The organism is Rhizobium sp. RU20A, from assembly GCF_900155885.1.
Lineage (GTDB): Bacteria > Pseudomonadota > Alphaproteobacteria > Rhizobiales > Rhizobiaceae > RU20A.
In genome coordinates this window covers 1,370,883-1,397,522 of sequence record NZ_FTMB01000001.1, presented here as the reverse complement: position 1 = coordinate 1,397,522, position 26,640 = coordinate 1,370,883, and the positions used below count along the sequence as shown (strand labels likewise).

At 63.8% G+C, this 26,640-nt stretch carries 26 protein-coding genes; 12 read left to right on the top strand and 14 right to left on the bottom strand.

Annotation, left to right across the window (positions count from 1 at the left end; genetic code table 11):
- Window positions 1-59: 59 nt before the first annotated feature.
- The 4 genes from F3H41_RS06720 to F3H41_RS06705 all read right to left on the bottom strand — a co-directional run bounded on the left by F3H41_RS06720 (window position 60) and on the right by F3H41_RS06705 (window position 3,911).
- Window positions 60-842: a DUF2470 domain-containing protein gene (locus tag F3H41_RS06720; protein WP_149737797.1), complete on the bottom strand. Its 783-nt coding sequence runs from the start codon at window positions 840-842 to the stop codon at window positions 60-62.
- Between the two features lie 129 nt (window positions 843-971).
- Window positions 972-2,024, bottom strand: coding sequence for a choline ABC transporter ATP-binding protein (choV, locus tag F3H41_RS06715; RefSeq protein WP_149737796.1), 1,053 nt, complete (start codon window positions 2,022-2,024; stop codon window positions 972-974).
- Window positions 2,021-2,863: a choline ABC transporter permease subunit gene (choW, locus tag F3H41_RS06710; RefSeq protein ID WP_149738245.1), complete on the bottom strand. Its 843-nt coding sequence runs from the start codon at window positions 2,861-2,863 to the stop codon at window positions 2,021-2,023. The genes choV and choW overlap by 4 nt, the downstream gene beginning before the upstream one ends.
- A 97-nt stretch (window positions 2,864-2,960) precedes the next feature.
- Window positions 2,961-3,911, bottom strand: coding sequence for a choline ABC transporter substrate-binding protein (locus tag F3H41_RS06705; protein WP_149737795.1), 951 nt, complete (start codon window positions 3,909-3,911; stop codon window positions 2,961-2,963).
- A 240-nt stretch (window positions 3,912-4,151) separates the two neighbouring features.
- Here F3H41_RS06705 and F3H41_RS06700 point away from each other — a divergent pair, with 240 nt between their 5' ends.
- The 3 genes from F3H41_RS06700 to F3H41_RS06690 all read left to right on the top strand — a co-directional run bounded on the left by F3H41_RS06700 (window position 4,152) and on the right by F3H41_RS06690 (window position 6,541).
- The gene (locus F3H41_RS06700) at window positions 4,152-4,733 is read left to right on the top strand and encodes a thymidine kinase (protein ID WP_149737794.1); all 582 of its coding nucleotides are present in this window, start codon (window positions 4,152-4,154) and stop codon (window positions 4,731-4,733) included.
- A 98-nt stretch (window positions 4,734-4,831) separates the two neighbouring features.
- A complete protein-coding gene (locus tag F3H41_RS06695; protein WP_149738244.1) occupies window positions 4,832-5,218 on the top strand; it encodes a cytochrome c family protein in 387 nt (128 codons plus the stop codon).
- A 177-nt stretch (window positions 5,219-5,395) separates the two neighbouring features.
- A complete protein-coding gene (locus F3H41_RS06690) occupies window positions 5,396-6,541 on the top strand; it encodes a DUF2333 family protein (protein ID WP_149737793.1) in 1,146 nt (381 codons plus the stop codon).
- Window positions 6,542-6,571: 30 nt separating this feature from the next.
- Here the strand turns inward: F3H41_RS06690 and F3H41_RS06685 are convergent, their stop codons facing one another.
- The gene (locus F3H41_RS06685; RefSeq protein WP_244616086.1) at window positions 6,572-7,705 is read right to left on the bottom strand and encodes an extensin family protein; all 1,134 of its coding nucleotides are present in this window, start codon (window positions 7,703-7,705) and stop codon (window positions 6,572-6,574) included.
- Between the two features lie 56 nt (window positions 7,706-7,761).
- On the opposite strand from F3H41_RS06685, the gene F3H41_RS06680 reads away from it, so the two are divergent.
- The 6 genes from F3H41_RS06680 (at window position 7,762) to queF (ending at window position 14,731) form a co-directional block, all read left to right on the top strand.
- Entirely contained in the window at window positions 7,762-9,999 is a 2,238-nt protein-coding gene (locus F3H41_RS06680; RefSeq protein WP_348532480.1) for a TonB-dependent hemoglobin/transferrin/lactoferrin family receptor, read from the top strand.
- Window positions 10,000-10,270: 271 nt separating this feature from the next.
- A complete protein-coding gene (locus F3H41_RS06675; RefSeq protein ID WP_149737791.1) occupies window positions 10,271-12,466 on the top strand; it encodes an anthranilate synthase in 2,196 nt (731 codons plus the stop codon).
- A gap of 107 nt (window positions 12,467-12,573) precedes the next feature.
- Window positions 12,574-12,828: a type II toxin-antitoxin system HicA family toxin gene (locus F3H41_RS06670; protein WP_149737790.1), complete on the top strand. Its 255-nt coding sequence runs from the start codon at window positions 12,574-12,576 to the stop codon at window positions 12,826-12,828.
- Entirely contained in the window at window positions 12,825-13,154 is a 330-nt protein-coding gene (locus F3H41_RS06665) for a type II toxin-antitoxin system HicB family antitoxin (protein WP_188129357.1), read from the top strand. Before F3H41_RS06670 ends, F3H41_RS06665 begins: the two co-directional genes overlap by 4 nt.
- 198 nt (window positions 13,155-13,352) lie before the next feature.
- Window positions 13,353-14,270 (top strand): cation diffusion facilitator family transporter, encoded by a 918-nt coding sequence (locus tag F3H41_RS06660; protein ID WP_149737789.1) that lies wholly within the window; start codon window positions 13,353-13,355, stop codon window positions 14,268-14,270.
- Window positions 14,267-14,731, top strand: coding sequence for a preQ(1) synthase (gene queF / locus F3H41_RS06655; RefSeq protein ID WP_149737788.1), 465 nt, complete (start codon window positions 14,267-14,269; stop codon window positions 14,729-14,731). Before F3H41_RS06660 ends, queF begins: the two co-directional genes overlap by 4 nt.
- A 28-nt stretch (window positions 14,732-14,759) precedes the next feature.
- Here the strand turns inward: queF and F3H41_RS06650 are convergent, their stop codons facing one another.
- Window positions 14,760-15,620 carry a DUF2076 domain-containing protein gene (locus tag F3H41_RS06650; protein ID WP_149737787.1) on the bottom strand — a complete coding sequence of 287 codons (861 nt, stop codon included), beginning with the start codon at window positions 15,618-15,620 and terminating at the stop codon, window positions 14,760-14,762.
- 110 nt (window positions 15,621-15,730) lie between these two features.
- Window positions 15,731-16,309 (bottom strand): HupE/UreJ family protein, encoded by a 579-nt coding sequence (locus tag F3H41_RS06645; protein WP_149737786.1) that lies wholly within the window; start codon window positions 16,307-16,309, stop codon window positions 15,731-15,733.
- 174 nt (window positions 16,310-16,483) lie between these two features.
- On the opposite strand from F3H41_RS06645, the gene F3H41_RS06640 reads away from it, so the two are divergent.
- Entirely contained in the window at window positions 16,484-17,176 is a 693-nt protein-coding gene (locus tag F3H41_RS06640) for an ATP-dependent Clp protease proteolytic subunit (RefSeq protein WP_280177037.1), read from the top strand.
- Window positions 17,177-17,278: 102 nt separating this feature from the next.
- Here F3H41_RS06640 and ampC read toward each other — a convergent pair whose 3' ends face one another.
- The 4 genes from ampC to F3H41_RS06620 all read right to left on the bottom strand — a co-directional run bounded on the left by ampC (window position 17,279) and on the right by F3H41_RS06620 (window position 20,851).
- Complete coding sequence (gene ampC, locus F3H41_RS06635) at window positions 17,279-18,424, bottom strand: class C beta-lactamase (RefSeq protein WP_210246644.1); 1,146 nt, start codon at window positions 18,422-18,424, stop codon at window positions 17,279-17,281.
- Between the two features lie 105 nt (window positions 18,425-18,529).
- Window positions 18,530-19,285, bottom strand: coding sequence for an amino acid ABC transporter ATP-binding protein (locus F3H41_RS06630; protein ID WP_149737784.1), 756 nt, complete (start codon window positions 19,283-19,285; stop codon window positions 18,530-18,532).
- Entirely contained in the window at window positions 19,282-19,962 is a 681-nt protein-coding gene (locus F3H41_RS06625) for an amino acid ABC transporter permease (RefSeq protein WP_149737783.1), read from the bottom strand. The genes F3H41_RS06630 and F3H41_RS06625 overlap by 4 nt, the downstream gene beginning before the upstream one ends.
- Window positions 19,963-20,077: 115 nt before the next feature.
- Window positions 20,078-20,851, bottom strand: coding sequence for an amino acid ABC transporter substrate-binding protein (locus tag F3H41_RS06620; RefSeq protein WP_149737782.1), 774 nt, complete (start codon window positions 20,849-20,851; stop codon window positions 20,078-20,080).
- A gap of 223 nt (window positions 20,852-21,074) precedes the next feature.
- Between F3H41_RS06620 and F3H41_RS06615 the strand changes: the two genes are divergently transcribed.
- A complete protein-coding gene (locus tag F3H41_RS06615) occupies window positions 21,075-22,250 on the top strand; it encodes a benzoate/H(+) symporter BenE family transporter (RefSeq protein ID WP_149737781.1) in 1,176 nt (391 codons plus the stop codon).
- Between the two features lie 320 nt (window positions 22,251-22,570).
- On the top strand, window positions 22,571-24,289 hold the full coding sequence (leuA, locus tag F3H41_RS06605) for a 2-isopropylmalate synthase (RefSeq protein ID WP_149737779.1): 1,719 nt from the start codon (window positions 22,571-22,573) through the stop codon (window positions 24,287-24,289).
- A 94-nt stretch (window positions 24,290-24,383) separates the two neighbouring features.
- Here the strand turns inward: leuA and F3H41_RS06600 are convergent, their stop codons facing one another.
- The 3 genes from F3H41_RS06600 to F3H41_RS06590 all read right to left on the bottom strand — a co-directional run bounded on the left by F3H41_RS06600 (window position 24,384) and on the right by F3H41_RS06590 (window position 26,596).
- Window positions 24,384-25,223: an anti-sigma factor gene (locus F3H41_RS06600; protein ID WP_149737778.1), complete on the bottom strand. Its 840-nt coding sequence runs from the start codon at window positions 25,221-25,223 to the stop codon at window positions 24,384-24,386.
- A 3-nt stretch (window positions 25,224-25,226) separates the two neighbouring features.
- Window positions 25,227-25,745, bottom strand: coding sequence for an RNA polymerase sigma factor (locus tag F3H41_RS06595; RefSeq protein WP_149737777.1), 519 nt, complete (start codon window positions 25,743-25,745; stop codon window positions 25,227-25,229).
- Window positions 25,746-26,044: 299 nt separating this feature from the next.
- Window positions 26,045-26,596 carry a tetratricopeptide repeat protein gene (locus F3H41_RS06590; protein WP_149737776.1) on the bottom strand — a complete coding sequence of 184 codons (552 nt, stop codon included), beginning with the start codon at window positions 26,594-26,596 and terminating at the stop codon, window positions 26,045-26,047.
- Between the last annotated feature and the right edge of the window lie 44 nt (window positions 26,597-26,640).

Below are 26,640 nucleotides of genomic sequence, written 5' to 3'. Positions count from 1 at the left end.
CTTACGGATTCGGCCAAACGATATTTAAGCCCCGCTCGACAAAGGACAACCGTCGATGGCTAATTTTTGGGGGGCTTTTTCTCTTCAGTTCGAAGATATTTGAAAGCATTCCGTAATGTTGTTACGTCACGTACCGGTTCTTCGAAGTTGATGTGGCGCAACTGGTCTCCGCTTGCCAGATCAATGCCTGTGATATCAATCCCGACGATCTGCCAATCCTGGGTCTCATCCTGCAGGTAAAGACGCGCATAGGCCGCGATTGTTTCCCGATGGTCCGTATTCATATGGTCAATAGCCTCAGCCTCCAGGGCGGAGAGCGCCACAATAGCCGGACTGTCGTAGAGGAAATCGCCGCCATCCAGCACATAGGCGCGCCCGAATCCACCGTTGAGGCTGGCGCGCTCGGGCTCGAGCCGGAAAAAGCGAAAGTCGGGGAAATCAGCGTAGAGCTTCGCCTTCGGATGGCGACGCAGGAAACGGGCCCGGATGCGGACATGGTCGTCGCTGTCGCGCGCCACCGGAACGGCCCGGCATTGCAACGTCAGGCGCGGATAGGCGAGGGGATCGCCCTTGCCCGGATCTCCGGCCAGCAGCGAGCACCGCGGGTCGGCGTCGAGCGCGCGCGTATGGGCCGACAGGCCCGAGACGAGCAGGGTCGGGCGGCCGTCGCAGTCGAGGCCCATCAGGACACGGCTGACGAAGGGAAATCCGGTCGTTGCCGGCTCCACCGTCGCAAGCGCGACACTTCGGGCTTCCTGTAGCAGAAGACGCGCAAGCTTGCGCGCCTCGTCATCCGTGTCCCGGAGCACGGAAGGTCTGTCGGCCGGTTCTGGATTGGTCATACCACTGGTATGACAAGTGCGGCCTGTAAAACCAAGTCAGAGTTTTCCTGCTCACGAATTCGTGAATAATCCCAGAGGTTGTCTGATGAGGCGTCACAATTTTTGGCGGTATCGGCGTGAGGGGAGGCCTTATCCGGCCTCGCGGCCGCGATGGCGCGTCAGCCCCTCCACGACGTTCTGGGCCGTGATCGTGCCGATGACGGCGCCATTGTCGACAACGCCGATCGCGCCCGGCTGGCGGGACATGGCATCGAGCACATCGATCAAAGGCGTGTTCGGCTTTGCCGTTGCCGTCACCCCGCCGGCTTCGCTGCGCACCGCTCCGGCCTGCATCACATCCTTGGCGGTCAGCATGGTGATCGGGTTCATGTGCTGGACGAAGTCGGCGACATATTGGTTGGCCGGGTTCTTGACGATCTCCTGCGGCGTGCCGCACTGGATGATGCGCCCGCCTTCCATGATGGCGATGCGATTGCCGATGCGGAAGGCTTCGTCGAGGTCGTGGCTGACGAAGAGGATTGTCTTCTTGAGGCGCGACTGGAATTCGAGCAACTCGTCCTGCAAACGGCTGCGGATCAGCGGATCAAGCGCCGAGAAGGGCTCGTCCATCAGCAGGATCGGTGCTTCCGTCGCAAAGGCGCGGGCAAGGCCCACGCGCTGCTGCATGCCGCCGGAGAGTTCGCCGACGCGCCGATCGGCCCATTTGGCGAGGTTGACGAGCTCCAGCTGCGTCTTGACCCGGCGATGACGTTCGGCATCCGGCACGCCGGCAAGTTCCAGGCCGAAGCCGACGTTTTCGGCAACGGTGCGCCAGGGCAGCAGCGCGAATTGCTGGAACACCATCGAGACGGTGTTCATGCGAAGGTCGCGCAGGACCTTGGCGCTGGCCTTGTAGGGATCGACATTGCCGTTGGCCGTCTTGACGCTGACATTGCCGCGCACGACCGGCGCAAGACCGTTGACGGCGCGCAGCAGGGTCGACTTGCCGGAGCCGGACAGGCCCATGAGCACGAGGATCTCGCCCTCCCGGACCGTCAGCGAGGCGCCGGCGACGCCGAGCACCAGGCCGGTGGCGGCACCGATCTCGTCGCGGGTCTTGCCCTGATCGACCATTTCCAGCGCCTTGGCCGGATTGTCGCCGAAGATGATATCCACATTTCCAAAGATGACGGCGTCGCTCATGCTGGGTCCTCCGCGCTTTCCGTCCGGAACATTCGGTCAAGGATGATGGCGAGGATGACGATGCAGAGGCCTGCCTCGAAACCGCGGGCGATGTTGACGGTGTTGAGCGCGCGTACGACGGGCACACCGAGGCCGCTGGCGCCGACGAGGGCGGCAATGACCACCATCGACAGCGAGAGCATGATGGTCTGGGTCAGGCCGGCCATGATCTGCGGGGTGGCATAGGGCAGTTCCACCTTGCGCAGCACCTGCATGGGCGTTGCGCCGAAGGCAACTGCAGCTTCCACCAGCGACGGCGGGGTTGAGACGACGCCGAGACGGGTCATGCGGATCGGCGCGGGAATTGCGAAGATGACGGTGGCAATGAGGCCGGGCACCATGCCGAGGCCAAAAAGGATGAGGGCCGGGATCAGGTAGACGAAGGTCGGGATCGTCTGCATGAGGTCGAGCACCGGCCTCAGGAAGGCGTAGAACCAGGGGCGACGGGCCGCGGCGATGCCGAGCGGTACCCCGATCAGCATGCTGACGCCGGCCGAGGCACCGACGAGCGCCAGCGTCTCGGTCGTTTCCTTCCAGTAGCCCTGATTATAGATGAGCAGGAGCCCGAGACAGGTGAAGAGCGCCGCGCCGATGGAGCGCCGCAGATACCATGAAAGGGCCGTGAACAGCGCGATCAGGACAAAGGCGTGTGGCCATTGCAGCACGAAGAGGATGCCGTCGATCGCGCGGGAGAGGACAGCGGAGAGCCAGTCGAAGAACCAGCTGGCATTGGCGGTCAGCCAATCCACGAAGTTCTTGGCAAAAACGCCGATTTTCAGCTTGCCGCTGGAATCGACCATCCATTCGGGGAGGAAGTTCACGGGGTGACACCTGCCAGATCAAAGAGAACGGGGGAGAAGCGAAGCGGGCCGCCGAAGCGACCCGCACATGCACCCATCAGAGGCCAAGGGCGGCTTTCACAGCCTCGCCTGCCGGTTTGCCGTCGAAGGTGGTGACACCGGCAAGCCACGGCTCAACGGCAGCGCCGTTTGCCTTCAGCCATTCGGTGGCGGCTACTTCCGGGTCTTCCCCGTCATTGAGGATCTTGCCCATGATGGCGTTCTCCATGTCGAGGGAGAACTTGAGGTTGGTGATGAACTTGCCCACGTTCGGGCAGTCCTCGACAAAGCCGGCGCGGGTGTTGGTGTAGACCGTCGCGCCGCCGAAATTCGGGCCGAAGGTGCTGTCGCCGCCGGTGAGGTAGGTCATCTGGAAGGTGTTGTTCATCGGGTGCGGTGCCCAGCCGAGGAAGACGACCGGCTTGCCGTCCTTTTCGGCGCGGGCGACCTGCGCCAGCATGCCCTGCTCCGAAGACTCGACGAGCTCCAGGCCACCCATGCCCATCTCGTTCTTTTCGATCAGGCCCATGACGAGGCGGTTGCCGTCATTGCCGGGCTCGATGCCGTAGATCTTGCCGTCCAGCGCATCCTTGTGCTTGCCGATGTCGGCGAAGTCCTTGATGCCGAGTTCGGCGCCCTTGGCGTTGGTGGCGAGCGTGTACTTGGCGCCTTCGAGATTCGCGCCGATGGAAACGACGGTCTTTTCCTCAAGGTAGGGCGTGACGTCCTTTTCCTGGGCCGGCATCCAGTTGCCGAGGAAGACGTCGATGTCCTTGTTCTTCAGGGACTGGTAGGTGACCGGTACGGAGAGAACGGTGATGGTCGGCTCGTATCCGAGGGCCTTCAGCACGACGGCCGTCGTTGCGGTCGTTGCGGTGATGTCGGTCCAGCCGACGTCGGAGAAGCGGACGGTCTTGCAGCTTTCGGCGTCGGCGGCGAAAGCCGCATTGGTCGAAAGGGCCGCGACGGAGACGGCAGCGGCAAAGAGCATTTTGGTGGCGGTAGTCATCACATCATTCCCCTGTGTTTCTTCTTTTAGCCAATCACCAATGGCGCCCTGTTTCAAGCACCTTGATCGGCGGCAAGTGTATGGCCAGTGTGTCGCGCGTCGGTTCCGACATGCGACGCAAAATGTCGCATGGCTCAATTAATTGCCAGCCGGGAGCGAAAATTCTGTGGTCTCTTCGCCGGGGCGCTGGTGTTCTTTGCGCCACTTCGCCATGGGGTCGGATGACGACGGAGACCGCGTATGGCCAAGCTCTATTTCAATTATGCCACCATGAATGCCGGCAAATCCACCATGCTGCTGCAGGCCTCCTACAATTACCAGGAGCGCGGCATGCGCACGGTGATCCTGATTGCCGGCTTCGACGACCGCGCCGGACGCGGCCGGATCTCCTCGCGGATCGGCCTTTCCTCCGACGCGCTGGCATTCGAGACGGACGACAATCTGTTCGAGATGATCGTCCATCTCCACGCCGAGGCCGAGGTCGCCTGCGTCTTCGTCGATGAAGCGCAGTTTCTCTCCGAGGCGCAGGCCTGGCAGTTGGCGCGGATCGCCGACCGGGTCGGCATTCCCGTCATGTGCTATGGGCTCAGAACCGATTTCCAGGGCAAGCTGTTTCCCGGCTCGCAGGCACTGCTCGCCATTGCCGACGAGATGCGCGAGGTGCGCAGCATCTGCCATTGCGGGCGCAAGGCCACCATGGTCGTGCGGCTGTCACCGGATGGGTCGGTGGTGCGCGAGGGCGCGCAGGTCGAGGTGGGTGGCAACGAGAAATACGTGCCCTTCTGCCGGCGGCACTGGGAAGACAAGATGAACGGCCATTGATCTGGCGCAAGGCAGGTGACGCGGCCGGGCGCTAACGGCAGAATGAGCACATTTCCACGTGCTCTTCCCGACCTCCAAGGAGACCGCCGCGCATGTCCATGAAATCATCCCTCGTCTTTGCTCTCTCACTGGCTGCCGCCGGTCTCGTTGCCCAATCCGCATGGGCCGATGGCGACGCCGCCGCGGGCAAGACGGTGTTCGCCAAATGTGCCGCCTGTCACACGGCTGTCGAACCGAAGAACAAGGTCGGCCCGAGCCTGATGGGCATTGTCGGACGCCCCATCGCGACCGTCGAGGGTTACAAATATTCCGAGGCGATGACGAGCTTCGGTGCCGGCGGCAAGGTCTGGGACGAGGCGACATTGGCGCAGTACCTTCTTTCGCCGAAGGGCGTGGTCCCGAAAACCAAGATGGCTTTCGTCGGCCTCAAGACGCCCGAAGATGTCGCCAATGTCATCGCCTATCTCAAGGCGCCGGTGAAGTAACAGCAGCGCTTCGGCGCGGTGCCGGAGACTGGGCCTCATCGTCCCGTGGCAAAATAACCGCGCGGTGCGTGTTGTCGCCGCGCGGTCGAGGCCATATCTGAAGCGCCAGACCCACAGGCGCCCGCCGCTAAAAACAGACTGCCGGACGGACGCCCTTACAAAAGGATAGAGCTCGCGATGCTTGAACCCGTCGTCGCCTTCTTCCAGCGCATCGCCTATCTGATCGGCCGACCCTTCGTGGCGGCCGGCCGGTGGTTTTCGGCACGGCGCTGGGTCGTCAAGGGGCCGATCGCGGTCATCGCGCTCGCCATCGTCATCGGCTACGGCTATTTCATCGTCCAGACCCAGTCCTGGACGAATTTCAATCCTGATTATGTCGATGCCTACCGGCTGTCCGAACAGACGGTCGATGCCGGCACCACGCTGCCGGCGACGGCCGCGCCGGCACCTTCGACCTCATCCGCCGAGACGGGCACGACAACGGCCGCTCCGGCCCAACCTGCGGCCCAGACCTGCCAGCGCTCGGCGATCGTGAATGTCACGGCCGGCCTCATCGACTTCAATGTGGACGAGAATGCGTGGGTTTCCTCCATGCTGCTCTACAAGCTCGGCCTCTTCGGCATCGACTGGGATCACACGCCCTTTCTCGACAACAAGGCCTCGTTCCAGCGCGGCGTGAACCAGGCGATCCGCCGCACGACGGTGGAGCTGGTCGATTCGCTCGGCCGCATGCGTGGCACGTCGGGCATCAACACCAATCTCCAGGCGGCGCGCGGCAACATGCAGTTCGACGAGGAGAGCTGGTATTTCGGCCTCAACCCGTTCGGCCCGAAGACGCCGAGCCCGAGCTATTACCGGGCTGCGGCGCGGGATCTGCGCCTCTTCGACAACACGCTGGCGAGCTGCGCGGCGATCTTCGATGCGCGCGCCGACAATCTGGTTGAGTTCATCGACCGCATCACCAGCGATATCGGCGACACCTCGTCGATCCTGCGCGAACGTTCGGAACTGCACAGCGCCGGCTGGTTCGATACACGGGCCGACGACCGCTTTTGGTTCGCCTATGGCCAGCTCTACGGCTATTACGGCATCCTCAGCGCCGCCCGGGCCGACTTCCAGACGGTGATCCAGCAGCGCAATATCGGGCCGCTCTATACCGAGACGCTGAAGCAACTCAGGGCTGCCCTGCGCATTCAGCCGCTGATCATCTCCAATGGCGCCGAAGACGGCTGGATCATGCCGAACCACCTCTCCACCATGGGCTTCTACATCCTGCGCGCCCGCTCCAACCTCGTGGAAATGCGCGACGTTCTTGCCCGCTGACCGGTTTCGGTCGCCGCCGCTGGTGGCCGATCAGCGGCAATAGCGAAAGCCGCCCTGGCGCTCCAGCGTGTCGAGATGCAGATGCGTTTCGTGCGTGGCGTCGCTGCCGGGGGAGAGCACGGTGGAAAAATGCAGGCAGGCAGCCGCCGTGAGGCTGCGCTGCAGGGCGCCCTCCATGGTTCCGTCTTCCTCTCGCGGCTTCATCTCCAGCCTTTTGCCGTCGGAAAAGACAATGGCAGCGATGTCGACGGCATTGCCGTGGGCATGCTCGGACATCTTGCCCGTCGCCGCACCGTTGCGGCGTTTGCACACATAGGCCGAGGCCTGCTCGATCGACGTCACGGTGGCGGTTTCACCGGCGAGGCTGGCGGTCGGGATCACCGTTTCCTTCGTCCAGCGGGCGAGCGCGCGGGCGGCGTGGCAGCCCATCACCCCCTCCGGTGCCAAGGTTATGCCCGGCAGGATTTCCGTCACCGTGATCGGTGCGGCGATGCCACAGCCCTCGCCATCGTCGATCGGCTTGGCGGTAGCGAACCGGGTGCCGAGCGCTTGCAGCTCGGCGCGGCAGGCCGCGTCATCGGCCGGGGTCGGGGGAATGATGGCTGCGGATGACTCGGCGTCCTCGGATTTGTCGGGTTCGGTATTCTTCTCCGCCTCGGGCGCGGTTTCCCCCGGCCTGTCCGGCGCTGCCTGCTTGGTTTGCTCGCCGGACTTTTTCTCGGGTGTCGCCCCGCTGGTTGCATCGGCCGGGGTTGCATCCGGCTTGTCCTGCGCGGGCTTCTCGACAGGCAGCGGAGTGGCGGCGTTCTCCGGCGTCTTGGCCTCATCCGTCACCGGCTTTGGATCGGGCAGGGGGCCTTTCGGCGGCAGTTCGGCAGCCACGCTTGCCTGCGCGCAAAACAGCGCGGCGGTGACCAGGAGGGCTCTCGTCAGATGTGCCATCATGTCTGGCTCCTTGCGATCGATGCGGAAGAGGAACGCGGGTGCGCGGCATTCGTTCGCCAGGCAATGTCCGCCCTGCCGCCCGGCCGGGGTTGTGGACAGGCGCAAGAGCACGAGCGGGGACAGCCTTTTTATTTCTTGACTAACGCAATCATGTTTTTTAAGTGACAGAAATCGGGCGGCCGTCTGGCCGCACCCGCGCCCTTCGACCCAGCCAGCCATGAGCGTTCTTACGCGCCTCGCCAGCCCGGTCCTGTCGTCTCAAAGGATTGGTTATGATGCTCCGGCTTTCCCGCTCGATGCTGCGCGCCTGCACGGCGATTGCGCTCGTTTCCGTTTCGTGTGCCGCACCGGCATTGGCGCAGGAGGCTGCGCAGCAGGGGACCGCGACGCCGCTGAAGAAGATTTCCGTCAAGGGCAAGCGGATCGGCGTGACCGACACGCCGGTTGCGACCACTGTCGAGGCCGAGGCGATCGCCGACCGGCAGGTGACCGACATCAACGATCTCGGCCGCACGCTGGAGCCGGGCGTCAACTTCAACCGCACCACCGGCGCGGTGAATATCCGCGGCCTTGAAGGCGTGCGCGTGCTGACGACGATCGACGGCATTCCGGTGCCCTATCTGCAGGATGCGACCCGCGATGCCGATGGCGGTGTCGACAGTTTCGATTTTTCCTCGCTCGCCTCCGTCAGCGTGGTGCGCGGCGCCGATTCGAGCCGTGGCGGTTCGGGCGCACTCGGCGGCATCCTCGCCCTCTCCACGCTGGAGCCGGAAGACCTGATCCGCGACGGCAAGGACTGGGGCGGGGCCTGGAGCTTTACCTATGACAGCGCCGACACGAGCTTCAGCCCGACGGCGGCCTTCGCGAAGTCCTTCGGCGATACCGCGATCCTCGTCCAGGGCGGCTATCGGCGCGGCCACGAGCGCAAGAACCAGGGCACGATCGACACCTACGGCACGACCCGCACCGAGGCGAACCCGTCGGATTACGACCAGAACAACGTGCTGGTGAAGCTGCGCCACCACGCCGAAGGTGGCCATATGTTCGGCGTCACCGCCGAACGCTATCGCAAGGACCGCGATACGGATGCGCGCACCAGCCAGTCGCTGACGGGCAACTATCGGCCCGGCAATTACACGACGACGGACGATAGTGACCGCGACCGCCTCTCGCTCGACTACGCCTTCGAGGCGGAGGAAGAGGGCACGCTGTTCGACCGCGTGGCCGCCTCCGTCTACTGGATGAACCAACTGCGCGGCAACGGTTACATCGGGTACCGCTCCACCTCGGTCATCGGCCCGATCGTGCGCGACAATACCTATGACGAGAAGACCTGGGGTGCGGTCGGCACGGCGGAGAAGGCGCTGGAGCTTGGCGGCCTCGAGCACCGCTTCTCCTTCGGCTGGGACCTCGCGACGTCGAGCAGCGAACAATATTCCGCCGGTGCTGACAATTGCCGCCTGCCTTACACCGGCGCCTTCACGGCCTGCGCCAATCTCCATACCAACCAGGCCGATACGCCGAAGGTGGAGAGCAACAGGATCGGTCTTTCGCTGGAAGACCGCATTGCGCTCGGCACCTCCGGCTTCACGCTGACGCCCGGTGCGCGCTTCGACTGGATCGAGCATTCACCCGTCATGACCGAGGGTTACGCCAACAATGCCAACCGCCCGGCACTTCCCGCCGGCTTCGACGACACCGCGATTTCGCCCAAGCTGCGTCTTGGCTACCAGCCGAGCGAGACGGTGGAGCTCTACGCCCAGTGGGCCATGGGCTTCCGTGCCCCGACGGCGGGTGAACTCTACGCCGTCTTCGGCGGTCCAGGCACCTATCTGAGACTCGGCAACCCCGCGCTCCAGTCCGAGACCAGCAACGGCATCGAACTCGGCGCCAATATCGGCGATGACGATCTCGGCGCCCGTGTGTCCGCCTTCTACAACCGCTACCGCAACTTCATCGACCCACGTGCCCTGAATGCGGCCGAGGCGGCTGCGGCCGGCTATACGCTGGCGGCCTATCCGCAGGGCGGCATCACGCAGTATTCCAACATCGCCAAGGCGGAGATCTACGGTGCGGAGCTTTCGGCCCACAAGCGCTTCGACAACGGCATCACGCTGCGCGGCGCGGTGGCCTATGCCCGTGGCAACGACCTGACCAACGACACCTTCCTTGCCTCCGTCGCGCCCACAAAGGTCGTGCTGGGCATCGATTACGATGCGGGTGAGTGGGGCGTCGGTCTCGACTGGATCGGCGTTGCGGCGGCACGTGGACAGACGGTGAGCAGCGGCTCGAACGTCACCTACTTCAAGACGCCGGGCTATGGCATCGTCGATCTCTCGGCCTGGTGGGAGCCGGAGCAGTTCAAGGGGCTGAAGGTCAATGCCGGCATCTTCAACGTGCTCGACAAGACCTATTACGACTATTCGTCCGTGCGCAACGGCGGGTCGATGCCGTCGGAATTCTATTCGGAGCCGGGCCGGACGTTCAAAATCTCGCTTTCGCAGAAGTTCTGATGCCGTGCCGGCCCCGGGCACCGTCCGGGGCCGTTTCCATGACGGGCAGCCGATCACGAAAAATCGGCTGCGCCCCCGCTTGCGCGGTCACCCCACTCGCGATAACAGTTTTCCCATGACACAGGCACGCAACATCTCCGGTTGGTGGTGGGCTCGCTGAAGCGGCCTCGACCAGTCATGCGTGAATGGAACCAGAGCCGCCCGAATTTCGAGGCGGCTTTTTCGTATCCGGGCCGCAGCGAACGTCGGGCCTGAGACGGAGCGATTGAGAATGGCGACCACACTTCTTGCGGATGGATCGGAAAGCTACGGGACGAAGGGCGGTATCACCGTACGTCGCCAGCGTCGCGAGGCCGATTATGCCGAGGCGATCTCTTCCTATATCGACCGGATGGACGAGCGCCGCGGCGCAGTGTTTTCCTCCAACTACGAATATCCGGGCCGCTACACGCGCTGGGACACAGCCGTGGTCGACCCTCCGCTCGGCATTTCCTCCTTCGGTCGAGCGCTGTGGATCGAGGCCTATAATGGCCGCGGCGAGGTGCTGCTGGAGATCATCGCGGCGCATCTGAAGGGTGTATCCGACCTGACGCTCGGCGCCCATACCACGACGCGCCTCGACCTCACCGTCAACCTGCCCGACCGCGTCTTCACCGAGGAAGAGCGCTCGAAGATGCCGACCGTCTTCACGGTTCTGCGCGCCATCACCCAGCTTTTCCATTCGGAAGAGGATGCGAGCATCGGCCTTTACGGCGCCTTCGGCTACGATCTCGCCTTCCAGTTCGACGCCATCGACCTCAAGCTGACGCGTCCCGACGACCAGCGCGACATGGTGCTGTTCCTGCCGGACGAAATCCTCGTCGTGGACCACTATTCGGCCCGTGCCTGGATCAACCGCTATGATTTTTCCAAGGGCAGCCTCACGACCGAGGGCAAGGCCGAGACGATCGCGCCGGAACCCTTCCGCACCGTCGACAGCATTCCCCCGCATGGCGACCATCGTCCGGGCGAATACGCCGAGCTCGTCGTCAAGGCGAAGGAAAGCTTCCGCCGTGGCGATCTCTTCGAAGTGGTGCCGGGGCAGAAATTCTACGAGCGCTGCGAGAGCAAGCCGTCCGAGATTTCCCGCCGCCTGAAGGCGATCAATCCCTCGCCCTATTCCTTCTTCATCAATCTCGGCCATCAGGAATATCTGGTCGGCGCCTCGCCGGAAATGTTCGTGCGCGTGTCGGGCCGGCGCATCGAGACCTGCCCGATCTCCGGTACCATCAAGCGCGGCGACGATCCGATTGCCGATAGCGAACAGATCCTCAAGCTGCTGAATTCCAAGAAGGACGAGTCCGAGCTGACCATGTGCTCGGACGTGGACCGGAACGACAAGAGCCGGGTGTGCGAGCCCGGCTCCGTCAAGGTCATCGGCCGCCGCCAGATCGAGATGTATTCGCGCCTGATCCACACGGTGGACCATATCGAGGGCCGGCTTCGCGACGACATGGACGCCTTTGATGGTTTCCTCAGCCATGCCTGGGCCGTGACGGTGACCGGCGCGCCGAAATTGTGGGCCATGCGCTTCATCGAAGCGCATGAGAAGAGCCCGCGCGCCTGGTATGGCGGGGCTGTGGGCTGGGTCGGCTTCAATGGCGACATGAACACCGGTCTGACGCTGCGCACCATCCGTATCAAGGATGGCATTGCGGAAGTGAGGGCCGGCGCCACGCTGCTCTACGATTCCGTGCCGGAAGAGGAAGAAGCCGAAACCGAACTGAAGGCCTCCGCCATGATCGCCGCGATCCGTGATGCAAAGTCGAACTCCGCGGCCAAGGGCGCGCGGGATGTGCAGGCCGTCGGGGACGGCGTGAAGATCCTGCTCGTCGACCACGAGGACAGCTTCGTGCATACGCTTGCCAACTATTTCCGCCAGACGGGCGCCGAGGTCGTGACCGTGCGCACGCCGGTGCCGGAGGCGGTGTTCGACAGCGTCAACCCGGATCTCGTGGTGCTCTCGCCCGGCCCCGGCAGCCCGAAGGATTTCGACTGCAAGGCGACGATCAAGAAGGCGCGGGCCCGCAACCTGCCGATCTTCGGCGTGTGCCTCGGCCTGCAGGCACTGGCCGAAGCCTATGGCGGGGACCTGCGCCAACTCGCCGTCCCCATGCACGGCAAGCCCTCGCGCATCCGCGTGCTGGAACCCGGCATCGTCTTCTCCGGCCTTGGCCGCGAGGTGACGGTCGGCCGCTACCACTCGATCTTCGCCGATCCCTCGACGCTTCCCGCCGAGTTTATGATCACGGCCGAAAGCGAGGACGGCACCATCATGGGCATCGAGCACATGAAGGAGCCGGTGGCGGCGGTGCAGTTCCACCCCGAATCCATCATGACGCTCGGCGGCGACGCCGGCATGCGCATGATCGAAAACGTGGTTTCGAAGCTGTCGAAGCGGGCGGATGCGAAGACGCGGGTGGCGTGAGATGAAATGCAGCGGATCGCGGGGGCAGAAGGAGCCCCTGCGTCTGCTTGCACAGCGCTGAAATCAGCATATAGTGACGATATCATTTTTTGATATCGTCGCCAGCCATGAACCGTCGCCACCATGCCACGCTGACGCAGATATCTGCCGAGCCTGTCCCGGCAGGTATCGCATGGCGTGACATCGAGGCCCCTCTCGTTTCGCTGGGTGCTGAGCTTTCCGAAGGGCAGGGCTCGCGTGTGCGGGTCGCGCTGAACGGTGTGCGGTCCGTCTTCCATCGTCCGCATCCGCAAAAGGAAACGCACAAGGGAGCGGTCAAGTCGATGCGACGATTTCTGACGGAAGCAGGGATCAAACCATGACAGTGATGCACCACCAAGGCTACGAGGCCGTCGTCGAATTCGATGAGGAAGCCAACCTTTTCCATGGAGAGGTGATGAATCTGCGCGATATCATCACCTTTCAGGGGCGCTCGGCGGACGAACTGAAGCAGGCATTTGCCGAGTCGATCGAAGACTACATTGCTTTGTGCCGGGAACGTGGTGAGGAGCCGGAGAAGCCGTTTTCCGGGCAGTTTATCGTGCGCGCGGATCCGGCTTTGCATCGTGCGCTGACGACGGCTGCCCGCCGCGCCGGGGTCAGCCTCAACAAGTGGGTGACGACGGCGCTGGAACGGGCCGTTCTTTAGCACGGCGAAAGACCAGCAGACCGGCGACTGCCATGCCGCTTTTACATTTCTGTACTGCACGCTTTCCCCTTTGACATCCCCGCCGACTTCGCCGATATAGCCGCCCATTGACCGTCCGATCCCCTACCGGGGCCGGGCGGTCATGCCGTTTCAGGGCGGCATTTCTTGCAACTCGTTCGCATCCGCAGGGGACTTCCGATGGACGCTTCTCAGAACGCCTTTGTCCGGCGTCTCGCCTTCTGGGGCATTCCGCTTGCCTTCGGGGTGATGGGGCTGAAGCTCGTGGCCTGGTGGGTGACGGGGTCTGTGGCGCTGCTGTCGGACGGACTTGAATCGACCGTCAACGTCATCGCGGCCTTCATCGCCTATTTCGTCATCCGCTATGCGCAGAAGCCGGCCGATGACGACCATCCCTACGGTCACCACAAGGCGGAGTACCTCTCGGCGGTTCTGGAAGGCGTGCTGATCGTGGTCGCGGCGCTGCTGATCATCCGCGAGGCTGTGCCGGCGCTGCTTGCGCCGCAGCCGATGGAGGCGCCGGTGCTGGGTCTTGCCATCAATGCGGTGGCGGCCGTCATCAATTTCGTCTGGGCGCGGGTGCTGATCCGGGTCGGCGCTTCGCATCGCTCGCCCGCGCTTCTTGCCGACGGTCATCACATCATGTCGGATGTGGTGACGTCAGCGGGTGTTCTCGTCGGACTCGTGCTCGTCATCTTCACGGGCTATGCGGTGCTCGATCCCGCGCTCGCCATCATCGTTGCCTGCAACATCATCTGGCAGGGCTGGAAGGTCATCTCCCATTCCATTGACGGCCTGATGGACAAGGCGGTGGAACCGGGCGAGGAAGATGCGATCAAGGCGGCGATCGCATCGCAGGCGAGGGGTTCGCTCGGCGTGCATTTCCTGCGCACGCGCCGTGCGGGATCGGCGACCTTCGTCGGCTTCGACCTCGTGGTCCCCTCGACCATGACGGTCAGCGAGGCGCATGATATCTGCGACCGGCTGGAGGCGGCGATCCATGCCGCGCAGCCGGGATCGCGCGTGGCGATCCATGTGGAGCCCGAAAGCGAGCGGGCGCACGGGGTGAAGGTCAGAGTGGAAAGGGCGGCAGAATGACGGCGACGGATGTTTCGGGGCTGACGCAGCTCGGCGAGAAGGTGGGGCTGCCGGACAGTCCGGAGGCGGCCGTGCTGGAGAGAGTGCCGAGCGGGCATGCCGGTACCTATTTCGTGGTGCGCTTCACGGCGCCGGAATTCACCTCGCTCTGCCCGATGACGGGGCAGCCGGATTTCGCCCATATCGTGATAGACTACATCCCCGACGGCTGGCTGGTGGAATCGAAGTCGCTGAAGCTCTTCCTGCATTCCTTCCGCAATCACGGCGCCTTCCATGAGGACTGCACGATCGACATCGCCAAGCGGCTGGTCGATCTGCTCGCGCCCAAGTGGTTGCGCATCGGCGCCTACTGGTATCCGCGCGGCGGCATTCCGATCGACGTGTTCTGGCAGACAGGAGCCGCGCCTGCCGGCGTGTGGCTGCCGGATCAGGGCGTCGCGCCCTATCGCGGGCGCGGCTGAGGTTTTTACTGGCGACAGCTCGCGGCGCTCAGACGTCGAAGCTGTCGCTGCCGAAATCGCCGCCGCCGTAATCGGCTGTGTCATAGCCCGAATCGCCGGGATCGGCTTCGGCCGTCTGCCAGCCGCCATCGTCCTGCTGCGGATCGTTTTGCTGGGTAGCATCCTGCTGGTTCGGATCCTTGTCGTAGTAGTTGTTGACCACGGTTTCCTCAACAATGGGCTGGCCCATCGCGGCCGGGTTGCCCCAGCCGAGACCGCCGAACTGGCTGCCGAAAATGTGTGACAGGCCATTGGCGAGGAGCATGCCGCCGGCGACACCGGCCGCCGTGGTCGCAGCGCCCGAGAGAAAGCTGGAACCCGCCGAAGGTGCGGCCTGCTGGCGGCTCCAGGGGCCGCCGGCGAAGGGGCCGGACACGGCGGGACCGGCATTGCCGCCATAGGCGTTCGGATCGGGGTGGCGTTGTTGCGCGGCCCAGGCGGGGGCTGCCGCACCGGGACGATCGGCGCCGTTGCCCCAGGTGCCGGGCTGCTGCGGTCGGACGTTTTGCCCGTAGGGGTCCGGCTGGCGCGGAGAGCGGTCGGTGTCGGGCTCGCGGCGGCTGCCGAAGATGGAGGCGAGGAAGCCGCCTTGACTGGCGGGAGCGGGTGTTTCCGCCTGGGCGGCTTCGAGGTCGCGGATCCGCGCTTCCAGCTCGCGAATGTGGTTGCCGGCCGCTTCAAGGCCCTTTTCCTGCACGATCACGGCCTGGGCGAGATAGTAGGGTGCGGCCGGTTCGGTGCGGATCTCGTCGGCGATCAGGGCTTCGGCTTCGCGGTCGCGCGGGGTGGCGCTTGCGGTGCGCACGCGGTCGAAAAGGGCGGTGAGGAGCTGGCGTTCTTCCGGTGACATGGCGGCCTCCTTGGGCGCGTCTCGAGTCAGTCTGTCACGGAAGCATGTGGGCGCGGATTCCGGCAAATCAACGCCGGAATCCATGACAAAATTTTAATGTCGCTGCGGGATCAGCCCGCCATCAGCGCGACGCCGGCCAGCGCCGTCGCGGCGCCAGCGAGGCGGGCGATGATGCGGCCATGGCCGATGCGCGCAAGTCCAAGGCCAAGCCCGATGCCGGCGGCGTGCAGCAGGGCGGTGGAGATGGCAAAGCCAATGCCGAATGAGAGCGCGCCGGCGCTGCCGAGTTCGGCGCCATGGGCATGGCCATGGAAAAGGGCGAAGAGGCCGACAAGACCCATGGCAAGGCGCGTGTCGAGCTTCACCGCCATGGCGACGAGCAGGCCGAGTGCCACGACGGAGGCAAGGATCGCCGGTTCGACGAAGGGCAGGGGCATGCCGGCCAGTGCGAGGCCAAAGCCGAGCATCATCACTGTCACGAAGGTGGCGGGAACGGCGAGAATCGCCCGGCCGCCGATCTGCGCCGCCCAGAGGCCGACCGCGACCATGGCGAGCACGTGGTCCACGCCGAAGACCGGATGCGACAGGCCGGCCATCAGCGAGCCGTGCTCATCGGGATTGAGATGGGCGAAGGCGGGGGCGGCGGAAAGCATCAGCGCGGCGGCTGCGGTGAGCGGCAGTTTTTTCATGGAATGGTTCCCTCTCATGGGCTGCGCCGGGCCGTGTGGGAGGTCACGGTGCCGGCGGCCGTATCGTCATGCAGGAAGTGATCTTAAGCCGGCCGGCGGCGCTGTCCATACGGCAAATGACGGTTGGCCCCTTCGTTTGCCCGGTGTGAAGGCCCGCCTTTACCATCTTGGAAGGTGGGCGCATCGGCGCCCTTTCGAAGCGGCGGGCTTTTGTTGCATTGTTTTCGGGGTCGAGTCGCATTATCTCACTCGACAGACAGAACGGATGAAAATGGAGAATCGCCGATGAGCGACGAGGAAGACAAGAAGACGGAACTGCCGCTCGGCAAGGAAACAGAGGCGAACCTCTTCAAGTCGCGCTCGATCTTCATCTACGGCCCGATCAACCAGGAACTGGCCCAGAAGGTCTGCTCGCAGCTCGTGGCCTTGGCCGCGGCCAGCGACGAAGACATCCGCATCTTCGTCAATTCGCCGGGGGGCCATGTGGAATCGGGCGATTCTATCCATGACATGATCAAGTTCATCAAGCCGAAGGTCTGGATGATCGGCACGGGCTGGGTCGCCTCGGCCGGCGCGCTCATCTACGTCGCCGTTCCCAAGGAACAGCGTCTGTGCCTCGAAAACACTCGTTTCCTGCTGCACCAACCGTCCGGCGGCACCCGCGGCATGGCCTCCGACATCGAGATCCAGGCCCGCGAAATCATCAAGATGAACCAGCGCCTGATCAAGATCTTCTCCAAGGCCACCGGCCAGTCGGAAGAAAAGATCGCCAAGGACATCGACCGCGACTACTGGCTGTCTGCCGAAGACGCCGTCGGCTACGGCCTCGTCTCGAAGGTCATCACCTCGCAGGCCGATATCGGCTGAACGACGCGACCTTATCTCGTCTGACCGAACAAAAAATCCCTCGCTTTCGACGCGAGGGATTTTTTGTTTCGGGATCTGCATTTGCCCCGCGGTTCAAGCGGGTCACTGGCTGCCAAGCACCTCGCGGATCAGTGCGTGGGTGGCCTTGATGCGTTCCTCGTTCGGATAGTTGCGGTTGGCGAGAACCACGACGCCAAGCTTCTCGCCGGGCAGAATGGCGACATAGGCACCAAAGCCGTTGGTGGAACCGGTCTTGCTGAGAATGACATCCTTTTGCTGCGGCAGCGCTGGCACGATCGGCGTCGCCGGCTGCGGCTTGAGGATGAAATCCGCGCTGTTGCCGGCCAGCATCTCCTGCAGCGGGACTGGCCAGGGATATTGTTCCCAGATCATGTCCTGAACGAAATTTGCCGTTCTGAGCTGCCCTTCCTGCGTGCGGGCGATGGCCTTGCGCAGGTCCTCCGGCGCCGCGCCGACGCCAAGCTCGAGGTCGAGAAGCTTCAGCATGTCGCGCGCGCTGGATTTCACACCATAGGCTTCCGCATCAAGCACGCCCGTGCCGACTCGGATCGGCTTGTTGGTGGTCCGATGATAGCCATAGGCGTAGTCGGCCATGGCGGTCTTCGGGACGTCGATCCACGTGTTCTCAAGGCCGATCGCAGGGCGTAGCACGGTTGCGAAGGCCTTTCGGTAGCTCATGCCCATCGCCTGGCCGGTAATATGGCCAAGCAGGCCGATGCTGATGTTGGAGTAGCTGCGCGAGCCGGGTTGTTGGGGCTTCCACGCCTTCAGCCACCCGACCAGATCCGTCGTGTCCTTGATATCATCAGGAACCTGCAGGGGCATGCCGCCGGTGTGGTGCGTGGCGAGGTCCATCAGCGTCAGACCGCCGGCGATCGTGCATGGAGTGTCGCAGACATGCTGCGCCACCGTGTGCTCCAGCCTGAGTGCGCCGCGCTGTTCCGCGAGCGCCGCGAGGGTGACGTTGAAGATCTTGCTGACCGATCCCAGTTCGAAAAGCGTATCCGGCGTGGCCGGTCGCTTGTCGGCCCGAGATGCCAGACCCGTCGCGTAAAATGCATGTTCTCCATTGCGGGTGACGCCGATAACGAGGCCGGGAATGTCGTACTGTTTGACGATCGGCTGAAAGGCGGCTGCGGCCTTTGCAGACAGATCATCGGCCCGTGCGGTCGTCGCCATGCCGATTGTGGCGGCTAGGCACAGTGCGGCTGCACTTTTCATCTTCATTTGCTTCTCCTGATCCGCTGGCGGATCGGTTGATCGCCGCTGGTCTTCAATGTCGGCGACAGAAGAAATGGAGAAACGGGGCGTTCATGTGACGGCCGGCCGCCTTCACAACCCCTGCGCCGCGTTGATCGACGCCACGAAGCGGCCGGTGCGGGCCTGTTTGGGGTTACGGAAGATGTCGGTGGAGGAGCCGGTTTCGACGATTTCGCCGGCTTCGAGGAAGACGACGAGGTTCGCGATGCGGGAGGCGAGGCGGAGGTCATGGGTGGCCATCACCATGGTTGTGCCCTCCTTGGCGAGATCGCCGAGAACGTCCACCACTTCGGCCGAGAGCTCCGGGTCAAGCGCCGAGGTCGGCTCGTCGCAGAGCAGGACTTTCGGAGAGGGGGCGAGCGCGCGGGCGATGGCGACGCGCTGCTGCTGCCCGCCGGAGAGGTTGGCTGGCCAGGCATCGGCCTTGTGGGCCATGCCGACCTTCGTCAGCAATTCCATGGCGCGGTCGCGGGCCTTGTCCTCCGGCCATTTCTGCACGATGCGCAGGCCCTCCATCACGTTCTCGATCGCGGTACGATGCGGGAAGAGCTGGAAGTTCTGGAACACCATGCCGGTCTGGCGGCGGATCTTCTGGATATCCTTCCAGGCGGGTTTGCGGGTGCCGTCGAAGGAAAGGCTTTCAGCGCCGATCCGAACGGTGCCCTTCGAGGGCACTTCGAGGAGGTTGATGCAGCGCAGCAGCGTGCTCTTGCCGCCGCCGGAGGGGCCGACGAGGGCCGTGACGCTGCCTTCGGGAAAGCTTGCCGAGATGTCCTTGAGGATGACGGCGTCGCCAAAGCGCTTTTCGATGTGGGAAAGGTCGATCATCGGTTGGCCTCCACCATGCCGCCATAGCGGGCGAAGCGTTTTTCCAGACGGCCCTGCAGGGTCGAGAGCACGGAGGAGAGCGCGAGATAGATCAGCGCCGCCTCGATATAGAGGATCAGTGGCTCGTAGGTGGTGGCGACGATGCGCTGGGCGGACTGGAAGAGTTCCGGCACGGTGATGGCGGCGGCGAGCGAGGTGTCTTTCACGAGCGAAATGAAGGTGTTGGAGAGCGGCGGCACCGCCACACGCGCGGCCTGTGGCAAGATGGTGCGCTGCATGGCCTGGCTCCAGCTCATGCCGGTCGAATAGGCCGCTTCCCACTGGCCCTTCGGCACGGAGGAAATGGTGGCGCGGATGATCTCGGAGGTATAGGCGCCGATGTTCAGCGTGAAGCCAATCAGCGCCGCCGGGAAGGCGTCAAGGAGAATGCCGATGCTCGGCAGGCCGTAGAAGATGACGAAGAGCTGCACGAGGAGCGGCGTGCCCCTAATGACCCAGACGTAGAAACGCGCGATCCAGGCGAGCGGCGCCGGAGCGAAGAGCCGCGTCACGGCCGTGATCAGCCCCAGCACGATGCCGAAGGCGAAGGAGAGCAGGGTGAGGGGAATGGTGAACTTGATGCCGGCCCAGAGCAGCGTCGGCAGCGAGTCGATCATCAGTTGGAGCCAGTGCGGCACGGGTCACCTTTGAAAAACAGAGCGTCCGGCACAAGGGCCGGACGCGGGGTCGGTTGGCAATTGCATCTCGCCAGAGGCGGGTTTGCAATCGTTCCTATGCGGTCGTCGCGACGGGTTACTTCGAGACGTCCTCGCCGAAATACTTGTCCGAGATGGTCTTATAGGTACCGTCGGCCTTGATGTCGGCAAGGGCCTTGTTGATGGCGGCAACGAGGTCGGCGTCGCCCTTGCGCACGATGATGCCCGAATAATCGGCGTCCGGCTTTTCGGCCACGACCTTCACGGGGGCCTCAGGCTGCTGCTTCTTGAAATCGAGGAAGGAGAGGCTGTCATTGATCGTCGCATCCGCACGGCCGGTCAGCACGAGCTGGATCGACTGGTCGAAACCGTCCGTGCCGACCAGTTCGGCGCCGGCCGCTTCGGCGATCTTGCCGAAGTTGCTCGAGAGCGACTGGGCCGACTTCTTGCCCTTCAGGTCCTCGAAGCTCTTGATGTCCTCATTGCCGTCTTTGACGATCAGCACGGCCTTGGAGGCGATATAGGGCTCGGAGAAGTCGTACTTCTGCTTGCGCGCCTCGGTGATGCCGACCTGGTTGATGACGGCGTCGTAACGGTTGGCGTCGAGGCCGGCGATGAGGCCGTCCCACTTGCCTTCGATGAATTCCGGCTTCACGCCGAGCTTGGCAGCGACGGCTTCGCCGATCTCCACGTCGAAGCCGACGAGCTTGCCGCTCTTGTCGTGGAAGGTGAAGGGCGCGTAGGTGCCTTCGGTACCGATCTTGATGACACCGGCCGACTTGATCTGGTCGAGGTTTTCGCCGGCCAGCACGGGGGCGGCGGCGAGGGTGGTGAGGGCGGCGGCGGCCGCGACGGTCTTGAGCCAGTTCATGTCGTGTCTCCTTCGGCACCCGCTTGGGGCGCGCAGTGATCTTGCGAAAAGTGCAATTATGTTCTCAATGGCAGAATGTGGCGCGCGCCGCAGGATAGAAAAGAGCGAAAAAATGAGGCAGATGAGAAAATTCTACTCATCTCTCTGAAGTCGCCGCCAGCCCGGCCAGCGGATCGCCCGGTCCGTATGGTCTTTTCGAAGTCTCGTCGTCTGGAAGTCTCACATGCTCAAGGATTTCTCCGTTCAAAGCCTCTTCATGGGCTGCCTCGTTGCATTCGTGGGCTTTGCCAGCACCTTTGCCGTCGTGCTGCACGGGCTGATGGGGGTGGGGGCAACGGAGGCGCAGGCGGCATCTGGGCTGATGGCGTTGTCGATTGCCATGGGCCTTTGCGGTCTTCTCCTCAGCCTCGTCACACGCAAGCCGCTCAGCGTCGCCTGGTCAACGCCAGGTGCCGCGCTGCTGGTGACGGCGGGCGTGCCGGATGGCGGTTTTCCGGCAGCGGTCGGCGCCTTTCTCATGACGGCGGTGCTCCTGATCGCAGCCGGGCTCTTCCGCCCGATCGGCCGGGCGATCGCCGCCATTCCCTCCGCCGTGGCCAACGCCATGCTGGCCGGTGTGCTGATCACGCTGTGTTTTGCGCCGGTCAAGGCCGTGGGGCAGAGCCCGTTGCTCGGGCTTCCCATCGTGCTGGCCTGGCTGATCGCCGGGCGCTTCAACCGGCTGCTCGCCGTTCCGGCCGCGCTGGCCGCCTTCGTGCTGGTGCTGATCTTCGGGGTGGACGTGCCCTCCGGCGCGCTTTCGCAGCTGTCGGGCAAGCTCGTGCCGGAGCCGCATGTCATCTGGCCGGTCTTCACGGCCGCGAGTTTCGTCAGCATCGCCCTGCCGCTCTTCATCGTCACCATGGCCTCGCAGAACATTCCGGGGATCGCGGTGCTGAAGGTCAATGGCTACACCCCGGAGCCGGGCCCGCTCTTTACCGCGACGGGCGTCGGCTCGCTGCTGGCTGCCCCCTTCGGTGCGCTGTCCATCAATCTGGCGGCGATCACGGCGGCCATGTGCGCGGGCGAGGATGCCCATCATGATCCGGCCCGGCGCTACTGGGCCGGCATGATCGCCGGCATCGGCTATATTCTCTTTGGCCTGCTGGCGGGTGCCGTCACGGCGCTCGTCTCGCTGGCGCCGCCGATCCTCATTGAGGCGGTGGCGGGACTGGCGCTGGTCGGCGCCTTCTCCGCCTCGGCGCTCGCGGCCTTCAAGGATGTGGAAACGCGGGAAGCGGCGGCCGTCACCTTCCTCGTCTCTGCCGCCGGCATTCCCTTCGGCGGCGTTTCGGCCGCCTTCTGGGGGCTGATCTGCGGGCTTCTGGTGCTCGGTCTTGGCCGCGTGCTGAAGCGGTGAGGGGACGCGCTTGCGCTTTTGCGAATCAGCCGATATATCGGTGGCCATGATCACCGCACCGACCATTGCGATCTGCTTTTCGCCTGCCGTTTCCGGCATGGGCGTCGGCGCGCGTGCGGTTTCCTCGCTTCTTCTTCTCGGCCTTACGCGCGGTTGCCGGGTTTCCTGAGGAGCGCCCGGCGGCCGATAGAGCCAGCCGGCAATCGCTCCTTGAAGACACCCGATCAAAACCCTTTCCGCCCGCGGCCGATTTCCATCGCAAAAGCCAGTCGTATCGGCTATCTCAGCCCGGCGGTCGAGACTGAAGAGACGTGAGAACCATGATCCAGAAGAGCCATACCCCCAGGCAGGGCATGCCCGAAGCTGCCACCAAGTATCAGCCCTATCCGCAGATCAATCTGCCGGACCGCCAGTGGCCGTCGAAGATCATCGACAAGGCGCCGATCTGGTGCTCGGTGGACCTGCGCGACGGCAACCAGGCGCTGGTCAACCCGATGGGCCACGACCGCAAGGCCCGCATGTTCCAGCTGCTCCTCGACATGGGCTTCAAGGAAATCGAGATCGGCTTCCCCTCGGCCTCGCAGACCGATTTCGACTTTGCCCGCTGGTGCGTGGAGGAGGGCAATGTGCCCGACGACGTCTCGCTGCAGGTGCTGGTGCAGTGCCGGCCCGAGTTGATCACCCGCACCTTCGAGGCTTTGGAAGGCGCGCGCCGCCCGATCATCCATTTCTACAATTCCACCAGCGAATTGCAGCGCCGCGTGGTGTTCGGCAAGGATGTGGCCGGTATCAAGCAGATCGCCACCGACGCCGCCAAGATGATCATGGAGATGGCCGCCAAGGCCGGCGGGGAATACCGTTTCCAGTATTCGCCGGAGAGCTTTACGGGCACCGAGCTGGAAGTGGCGCTGGAGATCTGCAATGCGGTCACCGAGATCGTCAAGCCGACGGCCGACAACAAGTTGATCCTCAACCTGCCCTCCACCGTCGAGATGTCGACGCCGAATATTCATGCCGACCAGATCGAGTGGATGTGCCGCAACCTCGACAACCGCGAAAACGTAATCGTCTCGCTCCACCCGCACAATGACCGCGGCACCGGCATTGCCGCGACCGAACTCGGCCTGATGGCCGGCGCAGACCGCGTCGAGGGCACGCTGTTCGGCAATGGCGAGCGCACCGGCAATGTGGATGTGGTGACGCTGGCGCTGAACATGTACACGCAAGGCGTCGATCCGGGGCTGGACTGCTCCGACATCGAGCGCATCAAGGCCGTCTACGAGTATTCCAACGAGATGACCATTCCCGAGCGTCATCCTTACGTCGGCGAACTCGTCTACACCGCGTTTTCCGGCTCGCACCAGGATGCCATCAACAAGGGCATGAAGGCGCTGCGCAAGGCCAACAAGCCGTTGTGGGAAGTGCCCTATCTGCCGATCGACCCGCAGGATGTCGGCCGTTCCTACGAGGCGATCATCCGCATCAACTCGCAGTCCGGCAAGGGCGGCATCGCCTATATCCTGCAGGAGGATTACGGCATCAACCTGCCGCGCAACCTGCAGGTGGAGTTCCGCGAGGACATCCAGCGCATCACGGACGAGGAGGGCGTCGAGCTGCCGTCCAAGCGCATCCATGCCCGCTTCATCGAGCGCTATGTGGAGCAGCCCGCGGCCCGGCTGAAATTCGTCGATCACCACACCTATCCTTCCGACAAGGACCACAGGGGTGTGCGCGTGGTGGCGGCCGAGATTACGGACAATGGCGAGGCAAAGCGCATCGAAGGCAAGGGGACCGGTCCGATCGACGGGTTCATCAATGCGCTGTCGATCTATCTCGGCATCGAGCTGTCGGTGGCGGACTATTCCGAACACTCGTTGCAGCATGGCTCGAATGCGGCGGCCATCGCCTATGTCGAGGTCGAGCATGCCAGCGGCAAGCTCTTCGGTGTCGGCATCAACACCAACATCGTCGCCGCCTCGCTGGAGGCGATCGTCTCGGCGGCCAACCGGGTTCTGGAGGAGCACGCCCGCAAGGCGTGACCTTCGGCCTCTGCAAGGCAAAACATCACATCAGATCCCCGGTCCGAAAGGCCGGGGATTTTTATGCGGCCATGCCAAATGGGAAAGGCGGGCGTCAGATGTCCTGCGCGATATCGGCGGCGATGGTTTGCAGCGACGCATCGGAAGAGGGGCCGACGATCACGAAGGACGCGCCAGGCTTCTTCCAAGAGATCAGTGCGAGGTCATCGCGGATATCTTCTTTGGGATCGGTCACTGTCGTATTCTCGGTGTTGCGCAGGAAGCAGAAGCCGATCACGTCACCCTCCTGGTCGCGGTACATCAACTGCGCGACGGGCTTGCCCTGAACGACGAGCAGGCGGGCGCCCTGGAAGGCAAGGCCGCGATTGGCAAGGTCCGGAATGCGGAAGGGCACGCCGACGCTGGCATTCAGCCAGCTCTCGATCTGTGGCTTTTCATCGGAATCGAGTTCGACCATGTGGTCGCGCTGGCTGGCATAGATGCGGTGGTAATCGGCAATCTCGTCCAGCCAGCCGCGCGAGACGGCGGTGGCGGTTTGCGCGGGCGCGATGTCGATGACCTGCTTGCTGCCGATGATGTAGCCAGCGGTGCCGCCGACAAGCAGCAGCGCAAGCGAGGCAGCAAGCGCGCGCGGCCAGATCTTGGTGCGCGCCGCGGACGTGCGGGCCTCGACGACACGCTCGGTCGCAGGAGAAACGCTGGCACTGCCCTGCTTGATGCGGCGCACCACATTGAGGGGTACGGGATCCTTCAGGAAATCGTCAAAGGCCGTATTGCCGAAGGCGCTACCGCTTTTCAGCGTATCGAGAATGTGGCGGGCTTCGTCGCTGCGCGTCAGAAGGTCGTCCAGTTCCTTGCGTTCTTGATCGCCAAGCTCGCCGTCCAGATAGGCGGACAGGCGCACTTCGAGGGCGAGGCCCCTTGTATTCAGCAACGCTCAAGCCCTCCTTTCCGAGGTTCGATTCATCATTGCGGCCAGCCGGATACGGGCAGCCGACAGGCGGCTCATCACGGTGCCGATCGGGATGCCGAGAATGTCGGCCGCTTCCCGGTAGCTGTGGCCTTCCACATTCACCAGAACGAAGACGCTGGCGAGGCCTTCAGGCATCGACAGGATCATCGCCTGTACCTGGCTGGCGAAGACGGCCTTTTCGCCCGATGCATCCACGACCAGTTCGTCATGTTCTCCGGCATCCACGAGACCGGCGCCGGTGCGGACCTTGCGCTTGCGCACCTCGTCCACCCACAGGTTCCGGGTCAGGGCGTAGACCCAGCTTTCCAGCCGCCCTTCGCCATTCCACAGGTGATGGCGCGTCAGGGCGCGCTCGCAGGCCTCCTGCACCAGATCGTCCGCATCGGCGGCATTGCGTGTCAGTGACAGGGCAAATCGGCGCAACTTGGGCAGCAGGCTGACCAGGTCACGTCTGAAGTCGTTCTGTTCCACCGCTGAACGCATTGCTCTTCCACAGGAACGGGCCGGGAGGCCGTCTTATTCGCCGTGTCCGAAGGCGACCCATGAGACCGGCTCATCGTTGGTGCCTGCCGCCAGAAGGCGGGCCACCAAAGGGTTTGCGATCCGGTCCGACGTCATCGACAAGGCGGCTTGAAGCGTTATGAAACGTTCGTTCCTGCTTCGCAAGACGTGAGCGTGGCAGCGTCCGCAGTTTTCACCACCCCGTCCGAAGCGGAAAACATGCGCCGTTTGGGGCCGCGCCAGAACGCGGCCCCTTCTACCGGTGGTATCCGGTTCTCGCCTCAGTAGGTGCGTTCGCCGCCCAGCGTTTCGAACAGGGCGCGGTAAGCCCAGGTGTTTTCGCCGCCCCGATCGCGGATCTCGATCAGCTGTGCCTTGGCTTCCTCGATGCGGCCCTGCTCGACAAGCGCCTGGCCCATGTAGGATCGTGCGAGGATGTAGTTGGCATCAACGGCCAGTGCCTTGCGGTAATAGTCCATGCCGAGTTCCATGCGGCCGGCCTTGCGGTTGGCGTAGCCGCGATAGTTCAGGACGCGGGCGCTGCTCTGGTCGCGCACGGCGTCGAGCACCGTCAGGGAATTTTCATACTGGCCGGCATAGGCCAGTTCGCGCGCAGCCTTGAAAAGGATGTCGTCGCTGAGATCGCTCTTCTTGGGATCGACACATTCCTTCTTGGCTTCGTCCCAGACCTTGCCGTCCTTGCATTCCGTGGTCGTCTTCGTCGTTTCGGGTGGCGTGGAGGTGTCTTCGCCGGCGGCGAAGGAAGAGCCGGCAAAGGTGAGGGCGGCGGCACCGGCCAAAAGGGCAGCGCTCAGGATACGGGTTGTCAGCATGGCAGTTCCCTCTGTTGAAGCGGCGCAGCCCGATGCGTGGTTCG